Origin of the sequence: Cupriavidus sp. MP-37 (assembly GCF_020618415.1) — a bacterium.
Classification (GTDB): domain Bacteria; phylum Pseudomonadota; class Gammaproteobacteria; order Burkholderiales; family Burkholderiaceae; genus Cupriavidus.
In genome coordinates, this window is sequence record NZ_CP085344.1 from 2,267,976 (window position 1) to 2,287,823 (window position 19,848).

Genomic DNA, 19,848 nt, shown 5'->3' on the forward strand with positions numbered 1-19,848 from the left:
CGATGCCATCCAACCAACCGGCGGCCAGCGTGCCCGCCTTCGACAGCCTGGGCGGCAACGCCCGGCTCGACGCCGACAGCCAGATCGAGAAACGCGCCTACAGCAAGGTGTTCTGGCGCATCATGCCGTTCCTGATGCTGTGCTACGTGGTCGCCTACCTCGACCGCGTCAACGTCGGCTTCGCCAAGCTGCAGATGGGCCAGGACCTGGCCTTCTCCGAGACCGTGTTCGGCCTGGGCGCGGGCCTGTTCTTCATCGGCTATTTCCTGTTCGAACTGCCCAGCAACCTGCTGATGCACAAGATCGGCGCGCGCATCTGGATCGCGCGCATCATGATCACGTGGGGCATCATCTCGGCGCTGTTCATGTTCGTGCAGACGCCGACGCAGTTCTACGTGATGCGCTTCCTGCTCGGCCTGGCCGAAGCCGGCTTCTACCCCGGCGTGATCCTGTACCTGACCTACTGGTTCCCGGCCAACCGCCGCGCCAGGATGATCGCGCTGTTCATGTCCGGCATCCCCATCGCCGGCATGTTCGGCAACCCGCTGTCGGGCTGGATCATGGACGCGTTCAACGGCACCCACGGCATGCGCGGCTGGCAGTGGATGTTCCTGCTCGAGGCGCTGCCCGCGTTCGTGATCGGCTTGCTGACGATCTTCGTGCTGCGCGACGGCATCGACAAGGCCCCCTGGCTGGACGCCGACGAGAAGCGCGTGCTCAAGCGCAATATCGAGGAAGACCAGCGCAATGCCGGCGCCGCCGCCGGCAAGGGGCACGGCCACTCGCTCGGCGCGGTGTTCGCCGACCGCCGCGTGTGGTGGATGTGCCTGATCTACTTCTGCTTCGTCACCGGCCAGTACGCGCTGACCTTCTGGATGCCCACGCTGGTGAAGTCCAGCGGCGTGACCGGCAACTTCAATATCGGCCTGCTGTCCGCGATTCCGTTCCTCTGCGCGGTGGTGGTGATGAACCTGCTGGGCCACAGCGCCGATGCGCGCCGCGAGCGCCGCTGGCACCTGATCGTGCCGGCGCTGATGGGCGCGGCGGGCTTTGCCATCGCCGCCTCGTTCACCAGCAATACGACCGTGGCGATCGCCGCGCTGTCGCTGGCCGCCGCCGGCGTGCTGACCTGCGCGCCGCTGTTCTGGTCGCTGCCGACGTCGTTCCTGTCGGGCATCGCCGCGGCCTCGGGCATTGCGGTGGTCAACTCGGTGGGCAACCTGGCGGGCTTCGTGTCGCCGTACATGGTGGGCGCGCTGAAGGACCTGACGCAAAGCACGCAGCTGCCGATGTACGTGCTGTCGGCCATCCTGGTGGTCGGCGCCGTGCTGGTGTGGCTGACGCCCGCTAAACTGGTCAATCGCTGAACCCGCTTTCGCTTCCGGAGTTTCCCATGCCGCGCTTTGCCGCCAACCTGTCGATGATGTACCAAGAGCACGCCTTCCTGGACCGCTTTGCCGCTGCCGCGGCCGACGGCTTCCAGGCGGTCGAGTACCTGTTCCCGTACGAGCACCCCGCCGCCGAGCTGCGCGCGCGACTCGACGCGAACGGCCTCGCGCAGGCGCTGTTCAATGCCCCGCCGGGCGACTGGACGGCCGGCGAGCGTGGCCTGGCAGCACTGCCGGGACGCGAGGCGGAATTCCGCGGCAGCATCGGCCGCGCGCTCGAATACGCCGGCGTGATCGGCAACGACCGCATCCATGTGATGGCCGGCCTGGTTCCCGCCGATGCCGACCCCGCGCGCTGCCGCGCCGCCTACCTGGAGAACCTGGCCTTCGCCGCCAATGCGGCGGCCGCGCAGGGCGTGACCGTGCTGATCGAGCCGATCAACAAGCGCGACATGCCGGGCTATTTCCTCAACCGCCAGGACGACGGCCAGGCGATCTGCAAGGAGGTCGGCGCGGCCAACCTCAAGGTGCAGTTCGACTGCTACCACTGCCAGATCGTCGAGGGCGATGTCGCGATGAAGCTCAGGCGCGACTTCGCCGGCATCGGCCATATCCAGATTGCCGGCGTGCCCGAGCGCCATGAGCCGGACCTGGGCGAGCTGCACTACCCCTACCTGTTCGACGTCATCGACGCGCTCGGCTATGCCGGCTGGATCGGCTGCGAATACCGGCCGCGCGCCGGCACGTCTCAAGGCCTGGGCTGGCTCAAGCCCTACCTCGGCCGCTGATGCAAACCACTGAAGAGCTCTTGCCATGAACGTACTGATTACCGGCGGCGCCGGCTTCCTGGGCCTGCAGCTGGCCCGCCTGCTGCTGCAACGCGGCACCCTGAACCTGGACGGCCAGGCCGTGGCCTTCGAGCGCCTGACGCTGCTCGACGTGGTCGCGCCGCAAGGCCTCGACGACGCGCGCGTGCGCGTGGTCACCGGCGACCTGTCCGATCCTGCGGTGCTGCGCCAGGCGCTCGACACCGATACCGGCGCGGTGTTCCACCTCGCCGCGGTGGTCAGCGGCCAGGCCGAGGCCGATTTCGACCTGGGCATGCGCGTCAACCTGGACGCCTCGCGCGCGCTGCTCGAAACCTGCCGTGAACTGGGCCACAAGCCGCGCGTGCTGTTCACCAGCTCGGTCGCGGTCTACGGCGGCGAGCTGCCGCCGGTGGTGCAGGACGACACCGCGCTGAACCCGCAATCGTCGTATGGCGTGCAGAAGGCCATCGGCGAACTGCTGCTGTCGGACTACAGCCGCCGCGGCTTCGTCGACGGCCGCGTGCTGCGCCTGCCCACCATCAGCGTGCGCCCCGGCAAGCCCAATGCCGCGGCGTCGTCGTTCGCCAGCGGCATCATCCGCGAGCCGCTGTCGGGCATCGCGGCCAACTGCCCGGTGGCACCCGACACCAGGCTGTGGCTGCTGTCGCCGCGCGCCGCGGTAGCGGCGCTGGTCAACGGCATCGAACTGGCGGGCGAGCGCCTGGGCAACCGCCGCGTGGTGAACTTGCCGGGGCTGTCAGTCACCGCCGCGGGCATGGTCGACGCGCTGCGCCGCGTCGCGGGCGATGCGGTGGCGGACCTGGTGACGTGGGAACGCGAGGAACGCGTCGAGAAGATCGTCGGCACGTGGCCGGCGGCGTGGAATGCGGAGCGGGCCTTGTCGCTGGGGTTCCAGAGCGACGCGAGCTTTGATGCGGTGATCCGGGCCTATATGGAAGATGCGGGGCTGGCCAAGTAAGCGAATCTAGCAACCCTGCTGCGACGGCCCTGATATTTGCTGAGAGCCGGTCCCCTCTCCCGCTTGCGGGAGAGGGTTAGGGTGAGGGCCGGCTTCTCAACGAAGTCAAGCCGTCGGTATGCCACCGCCCGCCCTCACCCCCGCCCCTCTCCCGCGAGCGGGAGAGGGGAGAAAACAAGCGGAAATGGTCAGGCCGAAGCCGGCTTCACCACCTCATACCCCTCGATCACCTCCCTTACCACCCCCGGAATCGGCGCCGATTTCTGCGTCGCCGGGTCCGCGCACACATAGACGATTTCCCCGGTGATCAGGTGTTCGTCGCCGCGGTACATCTCCACCCGGAACAGCATGCTCGACCGTCCCAGCCGCGCCATGCGGCCGCGGATGTCCAGTTCATCGTCGAAGCGCGCCGAGGCGTGGTACTCCAGCGTGGACTTGACCACGAAGATATCCACGCCGTGCGCGTGCAGCACGTCTTCCGGATAGCGGATGCCCAGCGCGCGCCAGTACTCGGTCACGCAGATATCGCAATACGTCAGGTAGTGCGCATTGAAGACGATCGACTGCGGATCGACTTCGGACCAGCGCACGCGCAGCGGGATGGTATGGCGGAACTCCTCTTTGGCCATGGACGTTGGTCTCCTTGTTGATGGCCGCGGAATTACTGCGGCTTGGCCAGCCCCAGCTTTTCGATGATCGCCTTTTCCTTCTTGACGGTGTCGGCCGCGAACTGCGCGTACTGCTGGGTGTTCATGTAGAACGGCTCCATGTCGAACTTGGCCAGCGACTCGCGGTAGTTGGGCATTTCCATGGCTTTCTTGAAGGCATCGTGCAGCTTCTGCACGATCTTCGGGTCGGTGCCCTTGGGCGCGACCAGGCCGAACGGCGAAGTCTGCACGATGCCCATGCCCAGTTCCTTCAGCGTCGGCACGTTGGGGAAGCGCGCCGAGCGCTTCTCGCCCCAGGTCGACAGCAGGCGCAGCTTGCCCTGCTCCACGTACGGCGCCCATGCCGGCGTATCGGCCACCGACATCACGTGGCCGCCGAGCAGCGCCTGCATCGATTCCGAATTGCCCTTGTACGGGATGTGCGAGAACTGCACGCCCTGCTTCATCGCCAGCTCTTCCATGGTCAGGTGCAGCGTCGTCATCGAGCCGGGCGAGCCGTAGGTCAGCTTGCCGGGATTGGCCTTGGCGTAGGCAATGTAGTCCTGCATGGTCTTGATCGGCGAATCGGCCGGGACCACCAGGCCGAATGAATAGCCGGCCAGGTTGATGATGTAGCTCAGGTCCTTGACCGGGTCCCAGTTGATCTTGGTGGTGTACGGCAGGCGGTAGACCGGCATGGCCACCTGCGCCAGCGTGTAGCCGTCGGGCGCGGTGCTCTGCATCAGCTGCGCCGGCAGCACGCCGCCGGCACCCGGCTTGTTCTCGACGATCACCGGCTGGCCCAGGATCTTCGAGGCGTTGTCGGCCAGCACGCGGAACGGGATATCCGTCGAGCCGCCGGCGGTGTAGCCGATCACCAGGCGGATCGGGCGCTGCGGGAACTTGTCGGCCTGGGCCTGGGCAGGCATGGCGGCAAGACCGAGGGCCGCGGTGGCGGCGGCGATGCCCGCGCGGGCGAGGAAGTGGCGGCGTTGCATTTGACGATGTCTCCTAGTGCTGCAAATCACTGCTTGAAAGAATGTGTGGACCGGCGCGACCGCAACGCGGGGCCTAGTCCTGCGAGGTGCCGAACGCGGTGCGCAGCGCGGCGACGGCATCGGCATGCGCCTGCGCCACCGCGGGCACGAACCGGCCCAGCTTGAAAAAATCATGGATCATGCCGGGGTAGTCGGCCAGCGTGGCGGCTACGCCGGCGGCGCGCAGCTTTTCGGCGTAGGCCACGCCCTCGTCATGCAGCGGGTCGTAGCCGGCCACCGCGATCCAGGCCGGGCACACGCCGCCCACTTCGGCGCCGGTGCCGCCGCCGTCGAGCGGAGCAAAGCGCCAGTCGTCGCGGCTGGCCTCCTGGTCCAGGTACTGCGCGAAGAACCAGCGGATCATGTCCGCCGTCAGCAGGTAGCCGTCGGCCAGCGCGCGGTGCGACGGCGTATCCTGGCGCGCGCAGGTGCCGGGATAGATCAGCAGCTGCAGCACCGGCGCCAGGCCGGCATCGCGCGCCTCGACCGCGCAGGCGGCGGCCAGCGTGCCGCCGGCACTGTCGCCGCCCAGGCCGATGCGGGCCGGGTCGGCGCCGAGCTTGTCGGCTTCGGCGAAGACCCAGTGCAGCACATCGAAGGCGTCGTTGACCGCGGTCGGAAAGCGCCATTCGGGCCCGAGCCGGTAATCCACCGACAGCACCATGCAGTCGGCCTGGCCGCACAGCAGCCGGCACAGCGGATCGTGCGAATCGATGCTGCCGACGGTGAAGCCGCCGCCATGGAAGTACACCAGCAACGGCAGCGGCTCGACCCAGCTGGCTTCGCGCGGGGTGTACAGCCGCACCGGGATGGCGTGGCCGTCGCGGGCCGGCACCAGCAGGTCTTCGGCGGTATGCACCGGCGCCGGGTTGATGTCCAGGATCGGCGCGCTCTTCTCGTAGGCGATCTTGGCGTCTTCCGGCGCCATGGCGTGGATCGGCGGCCGCTTGGCGCGCGCGATCAGGGCCAGCAGCGCCGCCATCTGCGGGTCCAGCGGATGGTCCGGCAGGCCTGGCGTGGCGGATTGGGAAGACGGTGCGACAGACATAGGGCGTGATGCGGCGCGAACCCGGCGCAGGCCTCGCGCGCAGCCGTGGCGCGACGTCGGCATCGGGACAAGTTCGAATAGTGAACGATCGTTCGATTTTAGTATGATGCCAGATGTTTCCGACCCCGGGCAGTCCGAGATAACCCCGAAAAGTCCTACCTGCCACGCCACACGGCAAGTTTTTGCGCGATGATCGGCTGGAGCGCGCCGGGCGGATTGGCGGAAACGAAGCAGCAGGCCCATTGAACCCCAGCTCAGCCCACGGCGCCAGCCACGGGCCAGGCACGTGATACCGACGCATTCCAACGCTTTCCCAACGATTTCGCGGCAGATCCCAGCAGGAGACAAGCAAACATGGCGTTCATCTACTATCTGACCCACATTCACCTGGACTTCGGCGCGGTCAGCGTGCTGAAGTCGGAATGCGAGCGCATCGGCATCCGCCGGCCGCTGCTGGTGACCGACCCGGGCGTGGTCGCGGCCGGCGTGGCGCAGCGCGCCATCGACGCGCTGCAGGGCCTGCCGGTGGCGGTGTTCGACCAGACCCCGTCGAACCCGACCGAGGCCATGGTGCGCAAGGCCGCCGCCCAGTACCGCGAGCAAGGCTGCGACGGCCTGGTGGCGGTGGGCGGAGGGTCGTCGATCGACCTGGCCAAGGGCATCGCCATCCTGGCCACGCACGAGGGCGAGCTGACCACCTATGCCACCATCGAGGGCGGCAGCGGCAAGATCACCGACCAGGCCGCGCCGCTGATCGCGGTGCCTACCACCTCCGGCACCGGCAGCGAGGTCGCGCGCGGCGCCATCATCATCCTCGACGACGGCCGCAAGCTGGGCTTCCATTCCTGGCACCTGCTGCCCAAGTCGGCGGTGTGCGATCCCGAGCTGACGCTGGGCCTGCCCGCCGGCCTGACCGCCGCCACCGGCATGGACGCCATCGCCCACTGCATCGAGACCTTCCTCGCGCCCGCCTTCAACCCGCCCGCCGACGGCATCGCGCTCGACGGCCTGGAGCGCGGCTGGACCCATATCGAGCGCGCCACCCGCGACGGCAACGATCGCGATGCGCGCCTGAACATGATGAGCGCGTCGATGCAGGGCGCGATGGCGTTCCAGAAGGGACTGGGCTGCGTGCATTCGCTGTCGCACCCGCTCGGCGGGCTGAAGATCGACGGCCGCACCGGCCTGCACCACGGCACCCTCAACGCGGTGGTGATGCCGGCGGTGCTGCGCTTCAATGCCGACGCGCCTACCGTGGTGCGCGACCACCGCTACGCGCGCCTGCGCCGCGCCATGCACCTGCCCGACGGCGCCGACCTGGCGCAGGCGGTGCACGACATGACCGCACGCCTGGGCCTGCCCACCGGGCTGCGCCAGATGGGCGTCACCGAGGACATGTTCGACCAGGTGATCGCCGGCGCGCTGCGCGACCACTGCCACAAGACCAACCCGAAAGAAGCCAGCGCCGCGGATTATCGGCGTATGCTTGAGCAGTCCATGTAGCACACCGCGTAGCACCCAGCGGCTTCCCGCCGGTCGGACCGACCAAGCGGCTGTCCGGCGGCCCTCCCTCCACAGCGCAGGAGACACCATGAGCGGCGAGCACTTGCAGGTAGTCCATGGCGACATCACCCGGATGGAAGTCGATGCCATCGTCAATGCGGCCAACAGCGGCCTGATGGGCGGCGGCGGCGTCGACGGCGCCATCCACGGGGCCGGCGGCCCCGCCATCATGGAGGCCTGCCGCGCGCTCCGCGACGCGCAGGGCGGCTGCCCCACCGGCGAGGCGGTAATCACCACCGGCGGGCGCCTGCCGGCGCCGTACGTGATCCACGCAGTGGGGCCGGTCTGGCATGGCGGCGGCCAGGGCGAGGACGAACAGCTTGCCAACGCCTACCGCAACAGCATCCGCGTGGCGGCGCAGCACCACCTGCGCACGCTCGCCTTCCCCAACATCAGCACCGGCATCTACGGCTTCCCGCGCGAGCGCGCGGCGGATATCGCCATTGCCGCGGTGCGCGAAGCGCTGGTGGCTGCGCCCGAGATCGAGCAGGTCACCTTCGTCTGCTTCGATGACGAGAACTACCGCCTGTACCGCGAGCGGCTGAGCTGAAACCCGGCATGCGGGGGATTGCGGTGCCGGCGGTCAGGCCGGCAGCGCGCTGCGGATCAGCTGGTTGATCCGTTCCGGCTGCTCGTGGATCACCCAGTGGCTGCCCTCGGGAATGCGTTCCAGCCGCAGCTCGGGAACGAAATCGGCCAGCCCCTCCACCAGCGACTTCGGCAGCGCGCGGTCGCGCTCGCCCCACACCACCAGCGTCGGCACCCTGACCACGAACGCCGCCGGGTCCAGCCGGGAAATGTCCGGTGGCGGCTCGCCCTCGCCCGGCGGATGCATCGGCGAGGCCCGGTAGAAATTGACGCCGCCGGTGAGCGGATGCACGCCGGCGTCCTTGCCTTCGCCCGGCTGCGACCACGCCGCGTGGTACCGGGCGCGCGTCTCGGCGGTGTACCAGGCCGCCGGCTTGCCGTCGTCGTCGGACAGCATCCGGTCCAGCAACGCAAAGTCGTTGGCCGCCAGCGCCTGTTCCGAGCCCGGCTTGCGCAGCCAGTTCATGTAGGCGGACGCCGCCTGCTGCGCCGGATCGGTGGCCAGCGCGCGCGCGAACAGGTACGGGTGCGGCGAATTGATGATGATCAGCTGGCGCACCAGCTGCGGGAACTGGATCGCCAGGTTCCAGCAGATCGCCCCGCCCCAGTCGTGCGCCACCACCACGGCCTGGTCATAGCCCAGCGCGCCGATCAGCTGCACCAGGTCTTCGACGATATGGCGTGGCCGGTAGGCATTCACGTCGGCGGGCTTGCTCGACAGGTTGAAGCCGCGCAGGTCGGGCGCCACGGCGAAATGCGTGCGCCCGAACTCGGCCAGCTGCGCCTCCCATTCGAACCAGAATTCCGGAAAGCCGTGCACGAACAGCATCAGCGGCTTGCCGCGCTCGCCCGCGCTGGCGTAGTGCAGGCGGGTTTCATTGGGCAGCGTGGCGTACTGCAGGTGGCGGATCACGGCGGCTGGGGCTGCCATGTTGTTCTCCATATGCGGTCCCTCCTCGTTGTGGCGTGGTGCTGGCCAGCGTTGACGAACGCTGCTGGCGAGCGTCGGCTCAGCCGCGCAACGCGGCAACCAGGCCCGCGCGGACCTCGGGCTTGTCGGCAAACGGATCGCCGGGGTTGCGCTGCCCGACGATATCCTCGAAGCGCTGGCGCACGGGGGCGAGCGCCTGGGGGTGGGAATAAATATAGAAGCTTTCGTCGCGGATGGCATCGAAGGTGATCTGCGCCACTTCCGCCGCGCTAACTTTGCCGGAACCGACGGCCTTGTCCGACAAGGCCTGCGACACCAGCTGCGAGCGCGTCGGCGGCGCCTGGTTGGCCAGGCCGGCGGGCCGGTTGCGCTGCGACTGGCTGATGCCGGTCGGCACGAAGTACGGGCACAGCACCGAGCAGCGCACCTGCTGCGTCACCAGCCCCAGGTCCTGGTACAGCGTTTCGGTCAGTGCCACCACCGCGTGCTTGGACACGTTGTAGACGCCCATCGCCGGCGGATTCAGCAAGCCCGCCATCGACGCCGTGTTGACGATATGTCCCTCGAACGCCGGATCTTGCTCCGCGGCGGCCAGCATCAGCGGCGTGAAGATGCGCACGCCATGCACCACGCCGTACAGGTTGACGCCCATCACCCATTCCCAGTCCCGCTCCGAGTTTTCCCAGATCAGGCCGCCCGCGCCGACGCCGGCGTTGTTGAACAGCAGGTTGACCTGGCCGAAGGCCTCGATCGCGGCATCGGCCAGTGCCTGGACCTGCCCGGCTTGCGAGACGTCGGTGCGCAGCCCGATCACCGGCACGTTGCGCGCCTTGAATTCGGCGACGGTCGCGTCCAGCGCGTCTTCCTGCACGTCGGCCAGCACCAGCTTCATGCCGAGGTCGGCGGCGAGGCGGGCAAATTCCTTGCCGAAGCCCGAGGCGCCGCCGGTAATGACGGCCACCTTGTTGGAGAAATCCTTCATATCGTCTGTCCTGTCGCGTGAGTCGAATGGGAGGCTGTCCGCTGCATGGCGGGCATGCTGGCTCAGTCCAGCAGGTCAGGCTGTTCCTTGACGATGCGGGCATAGAGCGGCTGGAACTGGAACCAGCCCGCCTGCGCCGTGCCGACGATCGAATACGCCTGGCGTGCGGCGGCATCGGCAATCGTCTTCAGCGGCGCCTGCGTGCGCGCCGCGGCCGCCTCGGCCAGCAACTGCACCTGGCACGAGCGCTCCATGGTGATGAACCACCACGCCGCTTCGTCGACCGTCTTGCCGACGGTGAGCAGGCCATGGTTCTGCAGGATCGCGGCCTTGTTCTGCCCCAGCGCGTTGGCGATGCGCTGGCCCTCGTCCAGCTCCACCACCACGCCGCCAAAGTCGTCATAGACGGCATGGTCGTTGTAGAAGGCGCACACGTCCTGCGTCAGCGGGTCGAGCGGCCGGCCCAGCGTCGACCACGCGCGGCCATAGGTGCTGTGCGAATGCGCCGCCGCGACCGCGTCGGGGCGGGTCTGGTGCACGCGCGAATGGATGGCGAAGGCTGCGGCGTTGACCGGGTAGTCGCCCTCGACCACGTCGCCGTGGTGGTCGCAGCGGATCAGGTTCGAGACCCGGACCTGGCTGAAATGCACGCCGAAGGGATTGACCCAGAAGGTATCGGGAAACTCGGGATCGCGCGCGGTGATATGGCCGGCCACGCCTTCGTCGAAGCCGAATTTCGAGAACAGCCGGAAGGCGGCGGCCAGGCGCTGCTTGCGGTGCAGGCGCTCTTCGGCGGCGGTGGCGAACTGCGGCGGCCGCGGCAGGTTGCGGTAGCGCGCCTTGACTTCTTCGGGCAGGCCGGCGCCGATATCGTCATCAGCGGCTTGCGGGACTTGCGGGGCATTCATGGGTGTCTCCTCTTGTGTTGGCGGTCCGTCATAGACGGCAACGCTTATGGAAGTGACAAAGTTCGCGCCCGACTACGTCATTCCCGCGCAAGCGGGAATCCAGCGTCTTTCACGTCCCCTTCGGGGAGAAAGCCACTGGGTCCCCGCCTCCGCGGGGACGACGTGCTGGCTATTGGTACCTCACCAGCATGGCCGGCACTTACACCAGCTTGACCAGCTGCTTGCCGAAGTTCTTGCCCTTGAGCAGGCCCATGAAGGCTTCCGGCGCGCTGGCCAGCCCTTCGGCGATGCTCTCGCGGAACTTGAGCTTGCCCTGCGCGACCGCGGTGCCGAGCTCCTTCAGCGCCTGCGGCCAGACTTCCATGTGCTCGGAGACGATAAAGCCCTCGATGGTCAGGCGCGAGACCAGGATCAGCTGCGGGTTCTTCAGCGGCAGCGGCTGGCCGTCATAGCCCGCGATCATGCCGCACATGGCGATGCGGCCGAAGGCGTTCATGCGCGACAGCACCGCGTCGAGGATATCGCCGCCGACGTTCTCGAAGTAGCCGTCGATGCCGTCGGGCGTGGCCTCCTTGAGCATGGTGTAGAGCTCCTTGGGATCCTTGGCCGCCTTGTAGTCGATGCAGGCATCGAAACCCAGCTCGTTGACCACGTAGTCGCACTTGTCCTTGCCGCCGGCAAAGCCCACCGCGCGGCAGCCGGCCAGCTTGGCGAGCTGGCCCACCACGCTGCCGACCGCCCCCGACGCGGCGCTGACCGCGATGGTCTGGCCCGCCTTGGGCTGGATGATCTTGTTCAGGCCGTACCATGCGGTCACGCCCGGCATGCCGACCGCGCCCAGGTACGCCGACAGCGGGATATGCGTGGTGTCGACCGGCTGCAGGCCGGTGCCGTCGCTGACGCCCATTTCCTGCCAGCCGAACATGCCGACCACCTTGTCGCCGGGCTTGAACTTGCTGTTCCTGCTCTCCACCACTTCGCCGACGGTGCCGCCGATCATCACCTCATCGAGCGGCTGCGGCGCGGCGTAGGACTTGCTGTCGTTCATGCGGCCGCGCATGTACGGATCGAGCGACAGGTAATGATTGCGCACCAGCACCTGGCCGTCGGCAATCTGCGGCACGGGCACCTCTTCCAGGCGGAAATTGGCCGGCGTGACCGCGCCTTCGGGACGCGAGGCCAGAACGATGCGCTTGAACGTGTTGGACATGGTGGGTTCCTTCCAATGGGAGATGGAAACTGCATGGAAACTGCGATGCGGGGCCAGAGCCGCCCCGCCTGTCCTGGCGCCGGCGCTCAGCCGTCGGCGCCGGTATCGGCTTCACCCGGGCGCTGCGGCGGCATGCGGCGGATGTACTTGAACGTGCCCGAGCCGCGTGCCACGGTCTTGCCGTCGGCGTCGACGATCTCGCCTTCGCAGAACACCATGGTGGTGGTGCGGTGCACGGTGGTGCCGCGCGCGGTCAGGTGGCCGCGTCCCGGCGCCATGAAGCTGGTCTTCATTTCGATGGTGACCACGCCGCGGCCGTCGGCGTCGCTGCTGCGGCCGGCCACGGCCATGGCTACGTCGAGCAGCGTCATGATCACGCCGCCGTGCGCCATGTCCCAGCTGTTCTGGTGGCGCTTCTCGATCGGCAGCGCGATCTCGCTGCGTCCGCCCTCGGCAAGGCTGCAGGTCACGCCAAGATCGGCAAGGAAGGGAATGTGGGTCAGGGGGCCTTTGAACTGGTTCATGTGCGATGCAAGTCTGAAGATAAGATGCCCGCGAGGCTGCTGGCCTCGCGCCGGCCCCAAGTTTGAGGGCAATCCGGCAATCCGCCAAGCGGCGCCGGCTTGCCCTTGGGCCTCAGACCGCGCTGACGCCGCCGTCCACCGCCAGGATCTGGCCGGTGATGTGCTTGCCGGCATCGCTGGCGAACAGCAGCGCCGCGCCCTTCAGGTCTTCGTCATCGCCCAGCCGGTGCAGCGGCACGCCCGCGCACATCGCCTCGACGCCCATGCGCTCGAGCGAACCCCTGGTCATCTTCGACGGGAAGAAGCCCGGCGCCAGTGCGTTGACGGTGATGTTGTGCTCGCCCCACTCCGCCGCCAGCGTGCGCGTGAAGTTGACCACCGCGCCCTTGGAAGTGTTGTAGGCGATGGTTTCCATGGTGCCCGGCGGGTTTCCGGCCAGGCCCGCGATCGACGCCACGTTGATGATGCGGCCGTAGCGGCGCGGGATCATCGACAGCTTGCCGATGCGCTGGCTCAGCAGGAACAGGCCGCGGATATTCAGGTTCATCACCTTGTCCCACGCTTCCAGCGGATGGTCTTCCGCCGGCGCGCCCCAGGTGGCGCCGGCGTTGTTGACCAGGATGTCGACGTGGCCCAGCTTTGCGATCGCTTCGTCGGCGAGCCGCGTGATCTCGGACTCCTGCGAACCGTCGGCGGCGATCCAGTCGGCCTCGATGCCGAGCGCCTTCAGGTGCGCCTGTGCGGCCTGCAGTTCGTCGGCCTTGCGCGCCGACAGCACCAGGCGCGCGCCCTGCTCGCCCAGCGCCTCGGCAATCTGCAGGCCCAGGCCGCGCGAGCCGCCGGTGATCAGCGCGGTCTTGCCCTTCAGGTCAAACAGTTGCTGGATGGTGCGCATGTGTCTCTTCCTTGGTTGTCTTTGAATGAGGTAGCTGGCGGCCGAAGCGGCGCTCAGAACCAGGCGTCCTGCATGTCCAGCGTGGTGCGGTCGAGCGATGCCAGCAGGTCGAATTGCGGACCGACCCTGGGCAGCTCGAAGCGGAAGAAGTACGCCGCCGCGGCCAGCTTGCCGCGATAGAAGTCCTGGTCCTCGCCGCTCGCGTGCGCCAGCGCGGCTTGCGCCAGCAGCGCCTGCTCCAGCCAGATCCACGCCACCACCACATGGCCAAAGGCTTCGAGGTAGACCGAGGCGTTGGCCAGCGTCACGTTGGCATCGCCGGCGCTCCACAGGGTCTGGGTTACTTCGGCAAGGCGCTTCGTTGCGGCGCCGAGCGCGCGCGCCTGCTGCGTCAGTTCGGCATCGTCCGCGGCGAGCGCGCGGCCGATGGTGGCCTGCACGCGCTCGCCCAGCAGCTTGAACGCGGCGCCATCCTTCATCACCACCTTGCGGCCCAGCAGGTCCAGGCCCTGGATGCCGTGCGTGCCTTCGTGGATCGGGTTCAGGCGGTTGTCGCGGTAGAACTGCTCGACGTTGTATTCGCGGGTGTAGCCATAGCCGCCATGCACCTGGATCGCCAGGCTGTTGGCCTCCAGGCACCATTGCGACGGCCAGCTCTTGGCGATCGGCGTCAGGATATCGAGCAGCAGCGCCAGGCGCGCATGCGCGTCCTGGTCGCCGGCGGCGGCAGCGGCTTCTTCCTCGTCCACCAGCCGCGCGCAATACAGGTTCAGCGCCAGGCCGCCCTCGACATAGCTCTTCTGCGCCAGCAGCATGCGGCGGATATCGGCGTGCTCGACCAGCTTCACCTGCGGGCTGGCCGCATCCTTGCCGCCGGGGCCGACCGGGCGCCCTTGCGGCCGGTTGCGCGCATAGTCCAGCGCATGCAGGTAGCCGGTGTAGCCCAGCATCACCGCGCCCAGGCCCACGCCGATGCGCGCTTCATTCATCATGTGGAACATGCAGGCGAGGCCCTTGTGCGGCTCGCCCACCAGGTAGCCGATGGCGCCGGCCTTGCCGCCCGGCCGGTACTTCATGCCTTCGCCGAAATTCAGCAGGCAGTTGGTGGTGCCGCGATAGCCCATCTTGTGGTTCAGGCCGGCCAGCACCACGTCGTTGTGCTCGCCCAGCGAGCCATCTTCGTTGACCAGGTACTTGGGCACGATAAACAGCGAGATGCCCTTCACGCCCGGGATCAGCTTGCCGTCCGGACCGGGGATCTTGGCCAGCACCAGATGGACGATGTTCTCCGACAGCTCGTGCTCGCCGGCGGAAATCCACATCTTGTTGCCGCGCAGGCGGTATTGCGCGCCCAGCGGCGATTCGCCCTCGTACTCGGCGCGCGTGGTGATATCCGACAGCGACGAGCCCGCCTGGGGTTCGGACAGGCACATGGTGCCGAAGAAGCGCCCTTCCATCTCCGGCTTGACGAAGGTCTCGACCTGCGCCGGCGTGCCGTGCGTCAGCAGCAGGTTGGCGTTGCCGATGGTCAGGAACGGGTACGAGCTGGTGCCGACGTTGGCGCCCTTGAAGTAGGCGAAGCCGGCTTTCTCGACCACCACCGGCAGCTGCATGCCGCCCAGTTCGTAATCCTGGCCCGCGGCCATCAGGCCAGCGTCGCAGAAGGCCTTCAGCGCGGTGCTGACCTCGGGGATGATGCTTACGGTCTCGCCGTCGAATTCGGGTTCGTGCTGGTCGTTCTTCTTGTTGTGCGGCGCGAACAGGTCGGTGGCGATCTTCTCGCAGGTGTCCAGCGCGGCATCGAAGGTCTCGCGCGAGTGGTCGGCGTAGCGCGGGATGCGGGTCAGCTCGTCGACCTTGAGCCATTCGTACAGGATGAAGTTCAGGTCGCGGCGGGAAAGGATCATCGACATGGTGTCTCCGTGCGGCGCACTGCGTGGGGCGCTCGCGAATTGTTCTGTGACCGCGGAACGGCGTGGAGCTGGCTGGAACGCCTGGCGTTGAACGCCCAATGGGGTGCTCCCTCTCCCGCTTGCGGGAGAGGGTTGGGGTGAGGGCCGGCGTGGCCACGAAGTGCGGCGCGTCAGTACTGCAAGCGCCAGCCCTCACCCCCTGCCCCTCTCCCGCAAGCGGGAGAGGGGAGCAAACCGGCAGCGTGCCGGCATGGCTGGCGATTACAGAACTTCGAACAGCCCGGCAGCACCCTGCCCGCCACCAATGCACATCGTCACCACCACATACTTCACCCCACGGCGCTTGCCCTCGATCAGCGCATGGCCGACCAGCCGCGCGCCGGACACGCCGTACGGGTGGCCGACCGCGATCGCGCCGCCGTTGACGTTGAGGCGGTCCATCGGGATGCCGAGCGTGTCGGCGCAGTACAGCACCTGCACCGCGAAGGCTTCGTTCAGTTCCCACAGGCCGATGTCGTCGACCTTCAGGCCGGCCTTCTTCAGCAGCTTGGGCACGGCAAAGACCGGGCCGATGCCCATCTCGTCGGGCTCGCAGCCGGCCACGGCGAAGCCGCGGAACACGCCCAGCGGCTGCAGGCCCTTGGCCGCCGCCACGCGCGCATTCATCACCACCGCCGCCGACGCGCCATCCGAGAACTGCGAGGCATTGCCGGCGGTGATCACGCCGCCGGGCACCGCGCTGCGGATCTTGGCCACGCCTTCCAGCGTGGTATCCGGGCGGATGCCTTCGTCGCGGTCGATGGTGACTTCCCTGGTCACCAGCTGGCCGGTGGACTTGTCGGCAACGCCGGCGAGCACCGTCATCGGCACGATCTCGTCGTTGAACTTGCCGGCTTCCTGCGCGGCCGCGGCGCGCTGCTGGCTGCGCACGCCGTATTCGTCCTGGCGCTCCTTCGAGATGTTGTAGCGCTTGGCCACGTTCTCGGCGGTCTGCAGCATGTTCCAGTAGATTTCCGGCTTGTTCTTGGTCAGCCAGCTTTCCTGGACCATATGGCGGTTCATCTCCTGCTGCACGCACGAGATGCTCTCGACGCCGCCGGCGACGAAGATGTCGCCCTCATCGGCGATCACGCGCTGCGCCGCCATGGCGATGGTCTGCAGGCCCGACGAGCAGAAGCGGTTGACGGTGGCGCCGGGCACGGTGACCGGGCAGCCGGCGCGCAGCGCGATCTGGCGCGCGATATTGGCACCGGTGGCGCCTTCCGGGTTGGCGCAGCCCATCAGCACGTCCTCGACTTCGGCGGCTTCGATCCTGGCGCGCGCGATGGCGTGCTGGACCGCATGGCCGCCCAGCGTGGCGCCGTGGGTCATGTTGAAGGCGCCCTTCCAGCTCTTGGCCAGGCCGGTCCGTGCGGTGGATACGATGACTGCTTCGTTCATGTGTTGCTCCTCGGAATCTCTTGTGTCGTTCAGTTCGGTGGTTCGGTTCGGCCCTGGCCACTGGGCAGGTCGGCGGACATCACGCGCGCGACGCCGGCGGCGCCGAGGTCTTGCCATGCCTTCGCCAGCGACCCCTGCAGGTCGATGGCGCGGCACGCATCCTCGATCACCGCGGCGTCGAAGCCCGCGGCGCGCGCATCGAGCGCGCTCCAGGCCACGCAGTAGTCCGTCGCCAGCCCGGCGCAGAACACGCGCTTCACGCCATGCTCGCGCAGGTAGCCGGCCAGCCCGGTGCGCGTGGTGCGGTCCGCTTCCATAAAGGCGGAGTAGCTGTCCACGCCGGCATGGTGGCCCTTGCGGATCACCAGCCGCGCGTGCGGCACGTGCAGCCCCGCATGCAGCGCGGCGCCGGGCGTGTCCTGTACGCAGTGCACCGGCCACAGCACCTGCTCGCCATACGGCAGCGCCAGCGTCTGGAACGGCTGCGTGCCGGCATGGTTGGCCGCGAACGAGACGTGCGCGGCCGGATGCCAGTCCTGCGTCAGCACCACGTGCCCGAACGCGCGCGCCAGCCGGTTGATGACGGGCACGACCTCGTCGCCGTTGGGCACGGCCAGCGCGCCGCCCGGCATGAAGTCGTTCTGCACGTCGATCACCAGCAGGCAATCGTCAGGTCGGATGGTGGTGTCCATGTCAGTGCCAGGGAGAACCGTGGTGGCGCTTAGCCGTTGAAGCCCTTGCCTTCGTCGGCCAGCTTCTGCAGCAGCGGCGCAACCTGCCAGGCTTCGCCGTGGTAGCCCTTGGCGTAGCGCTTCATGGCCAGCGCCACGTTGTACAGGCCGACCTGGTCCGCGTACAGCATCGGGCCGCCGCGGAACAGCGGGAAGCCGTAGCCGGTCAGGTACACCATGTCGATATCCGAGGCCTTGGAAGCAATGCCCTCTTCCAGGATCTTGGCGCCTTCGTTGACCAGCGCGAACACCAGGCGCTCGACGATCTCTTCGTCCGAGATCTTGCGGCGCGTGATGCCCAGGTCCTTCGAATGCTGCACGATCATGTCGTTGACCTGCTGGTTCGGGTACGGCTTGCGGTCGCCCGCCTTGTAGTCGTACCAGCCAGCGCCGGTCTTCTGGCCGAAGCGGCCCATCTCGCACAGCAGGTCGGCGGTCTTCGAGTACTGGATGTCCGGCTTGTCCACCGCGCGGCGCTTGCGGATGGCCCAGCCGATGTCGTTGCCGGCGAGGTCGCCCATGCGGAACGGGCCCATGGCAAAGCCGAACTTCTCGATGGCCTTGTCGACCTGTTCCGGCAGCGCGCCTTCGTCCAGCAGGTAGCCGGCCTGGCGGCTGTACTGCTCGATCATGCGGTTGCCGATAAAGCCGTCGCACACGCCCGACACCACCGCGGTCTTCTTGATCTTCTTGGCCACCTGCATGACCGTGGCCAGCACGTCCTTGCCGGTCTTGTCGCCGCGCACCACTTCGAGCAGCTTCATCACGTTGGCCGGGCTGAAGAAGTGCATGCCGACCACGTCCTGCGGACGCCTGGTAAACGAGGCGATCTTGTTCACGTCCAGCGTGGAGGTGTTCGACGCCAGGATCGCGCCGGGCTTCATCACTTCGTCCAGCTTCTTGAACACGATTTCCTTGACGCCCATCTCTTCGAACACGGCCTCGATCACCATGTCGGCGTCCTTGATGTCGTCATAGGACAGCGTGGTGCTGAGCAGGCCCATGCGCTGCTCGACCTTCTCCTGCGTGAGCTTGCCCTTCTTGGCGCTGTTCTCGTAGTTCTTGCGGATGATGCCGACGCCGCGGTCGAGCGCTTCCTGCTTGGTTTCGAGGATCGTGACCGGGATGCCGGCGTTGAGGAAGTTCATGCTGATGCCGCCGCCCATGGTGCCGGCGCCGATCACCGCGACCTTCTCGATCTTGCGGGTCGGCGTGCCTTCGGGCACGTCGGGGATCTTGCTGGCGGCACGCTCGCCGAAGAAGGCGTGGCGCAGCGCGCGCGATTCCGGCGTGGTCACCAGGTACAAAAAGCCCTCGCGCTCCTGCTTCAGGCCCTGCTCGAACGGCTTGAGCGAGCCGGCCACGGCTTCCAGGCACTTCAGCGGCGCCGGGAAGTTCTTGGCCATCGCGGCCACGGTGTTGCGGGCGAAGCCGAGGTAGCCTTCGGCGTTCTCGTGGCGCACCTTCAGGTCGCGCACCTTCGGGTGCGGGCCGGCGGCGGCGCCAACGTTCTGCGCGAACTTGACCGCGGCGGGCAGCACGTCACCGTCGACGATTTCATCGAACAGCTTGGTGCCGGCGAACTTCTCGGACGGCACCGCGGTGCCCGACACGATCATGTTGGCCGCGGCTTCCAGGCCGATCACGCGCGGCAGGCGCTGCGTGCCGCCGGCGCCGGGCAGCAGGCCCAGCTTCACTTCCGGCAGCGCGATCTGGGCGCCCTTGGACGCGACGCGGTAGTTGCAGCCCAGCGCCAGTTCCAGGCCGCCGCCCATCGCGACCGAATGCACCGCCGCCACCACCGGCTTGGGCGAGGCTTCCAGCACGCGGATCACCGAGTGCAGCGTCGGCTCCTGCATGGCCTTGGGCGTATTGAATTCACGGATGTCGGCGCCGCCCGAGAATGCCTTGCCAGCGCCGGTGATGACGATCGCCTTGACGGCGGCATCGTCCAGCGCACGGGTCATGCCTTCGACGATGCCAAGCCGGGTGCTGTGACCCAGGCCGTTGACAGGGGGATTGTCGAGCGTGATGACGGCTACGCCGTCCTGAACCTGATACTGCGCTGTCATGCTGGTTCCTTTGGTGTCAGAAGTTGTCTCGGGATTCGAATTCTCGAATGAATGTTCTCTGCAGCGCGGGGCGTGCCGGCCGGTGCCGCGCCTGCCCCCGGGTGGCGGCCGTCACGGGCGGGTTAACCCTTGACCCGATCTGCCGCTTTCCCGCGCCCCGCAACGCCTTCCGGCGCTTGGGCG

At 67.7% G+C, this 19,848-nt stretch carries 18 protein-coding genes; 5 read left to right on the forward strand and 13 right to left on the reverse strand.

The genetic code is table 11. The features are described from left to right. Nucleotides 1-2 precede the first annotated feature (2 nt). The 3 genes from LIN44_RS10530 to denD are packed head-to-tail and all read left to right on the forward strand — an operon-like array spanning nucleotide 3 to nucleotide 3,176. On the forward strand, nucleotides 3-1,367 hold the full coding sequence (locus LIN44_RS10530) for an MFS transporter (RefSeq protein ID WP_227312040.1): 1,365 nt from the start codon (nucleotides 3-5) through the stop codon (nucleotides 1,365-1,367). Nucleotides 1,368-1,393: 26 nt separating this feature from the next. Then, nucleotides 1,394-2,176 carry a 2-oxo-tetronate isomerase gene (gene otnI / locus LIN44_RS10535; protein WP_227312041.1) on the forward strand — a complete coding sequence of 261 codons (783 nt, stop codon included), beginning with the start codon at nucleotides 1,394-1,396 and terminating at the stop codon, nucleotides 2,174-2,176. Between the two features lie 25 nt (nucleotides 2,177-2,201). Continuing rightward, complete coding sequence (gene denD / locus LIN44_RS10540) at nucleotides 2,202-3,176, forward strand: D-erythronate dehydrogenase (RefSeq protein WP_227312042.1); 975 nt, start codon at nucleotides 2,202-2,204, stop codon at nucleotides 3,174-3,176. Nucleotides 3,177-3,364: 188 nt separating this feature from the next. On the opposite strand, the gene LIN44_RS10545 is transcribed toward denD, so the two are convergent. From LIN44_RS10545 to LIN44_RS10555, 3 genes are all read right to left on the reverse strand, one after another. After that, nucleotides 3,365-3,805, reverse strand: a complete 441-nt coding sequence (locus LIN44_RS10545; protein WP_227312043.1) for a YbgC/FadM family acyl-CoA thioesterase — start codon at nucleotides 3,803-3,805, stop codon at nucleotides 3,365-3,367. Nucleotides 3,806-3,837: 32 nt separating this feature from the next. Continuing rightward, nucleotides 3,838-4,821 (reverse strand): tripartite tricarboxylate transporter substrate binding protein, encoded by a 984-nt coding sequence (locus LIN44_RS10550; RefSeq protein ID WP_111521018.1) that lies wholly within the window; start codon nucleotides 4,819-4,821, stop codon nucleotides 3,838-3,840. A gap of 73 nt (nucleotides 4,822-4,894) precedes the next feature. Then, the gene (locus LIN44_RS10555; protein WP_227312044.1) at nucleotides 4,895-5,908 is read right to left on the reverse strand and encodes an alpha/beta hydrolase; all 1,014 of its coding nucleotides are present in this window, start codon (nucleotides 5,906-5,908) and stop codon (nucleotides 4,895-4,897) included. A 354-nt stretch (nucleotides 5,909-6,262) separates the two neighbouring features. Here LIN44_RS10555 and LIN44_RS10560 point away from each other — a divergent pair, with 354 nt between their 5' ends. Both LIN44_RS10560 and LIN44_RS10565 read left to right on the forward strand, forming a co-directional pair. Continuing rightward, nucleotides 6,263-7,411 (forward strand): iron-containing alcohol dehydrogenase, encoded by a 1,149-nt coding sequence (locus LIN44_RS10560; RefSeq protein ID WP_227312045.1) that lies wholly within the window; start codon nucleotides 6,263-6,265, stop codon nucleotides 7,409-7,411. An 88-nt stretch (nucleotides 7,412-7,499) separates the two neighbouring features. Then, entirely contained in the window at nucleotides 7,500-8,021 is a 522-nt protein-coding gene (locus tag LIN44_RS10565; protein WP_227312046.1) for an O-acetyl-ADP-ribose deacetylase, read from the forward strand. 33 nt (nucleotides 8,022-8,054) lie between these two features. Here the strand turns inward: LIN44_RS10565 and LIN44_RS10570 are convergent, their stop codons facing one another. The 10 genes from LIN44_RS10570 to LIN44_RS10615 form a co-directional block, all read right to left on the reverse strand. After that, the gene (locus LIN44_RS10570) at nucleotides 8,055-9,002 is read right to left on the reverse strand and encodes an alpha/beta fold hydrolase (RefSeq protein WP_227312047.1); all 948 of its coding nucleotides are present in this window, start codon (nucleotides 9,000-9,002) and stop codon (nucleotides 8,055-8,057) included. Nucleotides 9,003-9,069: 67 nt separating this feature from the next. Next, complete coding sequence (locus LIN44_RS10575) at nucleotides 9,070-9,972, reverse strand: SDR family oxidoreductase (RefSeq protein ID WP_227312048.1); 903 nt, start codon at nucleotides 9,970-9,972, stop codon at nucleotides 9,070-9,072. Nucleotides 9,973-10,034: 62 nt separating this feature from the next. Beyond that, nucleotides 10,035-10,880: a class II aldolase/adducin family protein gene (locus LIN44_RS10580; RefSeq protein ID WP_227312049.1), complete on the reverse strand. Its 846-nt coding sequence runs from the start codon at nucleotides 10,878-10,880 to the stop codon at nucleotides 10,035-10,037. 199 nt (nucleotides 10,881-11,079) lie between these two features. Next, on the reverse strand, nucleotides 11,080-12,090 hold the full coding sequence (locus tag LIN44_RS10585; protein WP_227312050.1) for an NADP-dependent oxidoreductase: 1,011 nt from the start codon (nucleotides 12,088-12,090) through the stop codon (nucleotides 11,080-11,082). 86 nt (nucleotides 12,091-12,176) lie between these two features. Next, a complete protein-coding gene (locus tag LIN44_RS10590; RefSeq protein ID WP_227312051.1) occupies nucleotides 12,177-12,614 on the reverse strand; it encodes a PaaI family thioesterase in 438 nt (145 codons plus the stop codon). A gap of 112 nt (nucleotides 12,615-12,726) precedes the next feature. Then, entirely contained in the window at nucleotides 12,727-13,509 is a 783-nt protein-coding gene (locus LIN44_RS10595) for an SDR family oxidoreductase (protein ID WP_227312052.1), read from the reverse strand. A 53-nt stretch (nucleotides 13,510-13,562) separates the two neighbouring features. After that, nucleotides 13,563-15,422 carry an acyl-CoA dehydrogenase gene (locus LIN44_RS10600; protein WP_227312053.1) on the reverse strand — a complete coding sequence of 620 codons (1,860 nt, stop codon included), beginning with the start codon at nucleotides 15,420-15,422 and terminating at the stop codon, nucleotides 13,563-13,565. Between the two features lie 261 nt (nucleotides 15,423-15,683). After that, on the reverse strand, nucleotides 15,684-16,862 hold the full coding sequence (locus LIN44_RS10605; RefSeq protein WP_227312054.1) for an acetyl-CoA C-acyltransferase: 1,179 nt from the start codon (nucleotides 16,860-16,862) through the stop codon (nucleotides 15,684-15,686). Nucleotides 16,863-16,891: 29 nt separating this feature from the next. Then, nucleotides 16,892-17,554: a bifunctional nicotinamidase/pyrazinamidase gene (gene pncA, locus LIN44_RS10610; RefSeq protein ID WP_227312055.1), complete on the reverse strand. Its 663-nt coding sequence runs from the start codon at nucleotides 17,552-17,554 to the stop codon at nucleotides 16,892-16,894. A gap of 29 nt (nucleotides 17,555-17,583) precedes the next feature. Beyond that, a complete protein-coding gene (locus tag LIN44_RS10615) occupies nucleotides 17,584-19,665 on the reverse strand; it encodes a 3-hydroxyacyl-CoA dehydrogenase NAD-binding domain-containing protein (protein ID WP_227312056.1) in 2,082 nt (693 codons plus the stop codon). Nucleotides 19,666-19,848: the final 183 nt, after the last annotated feature.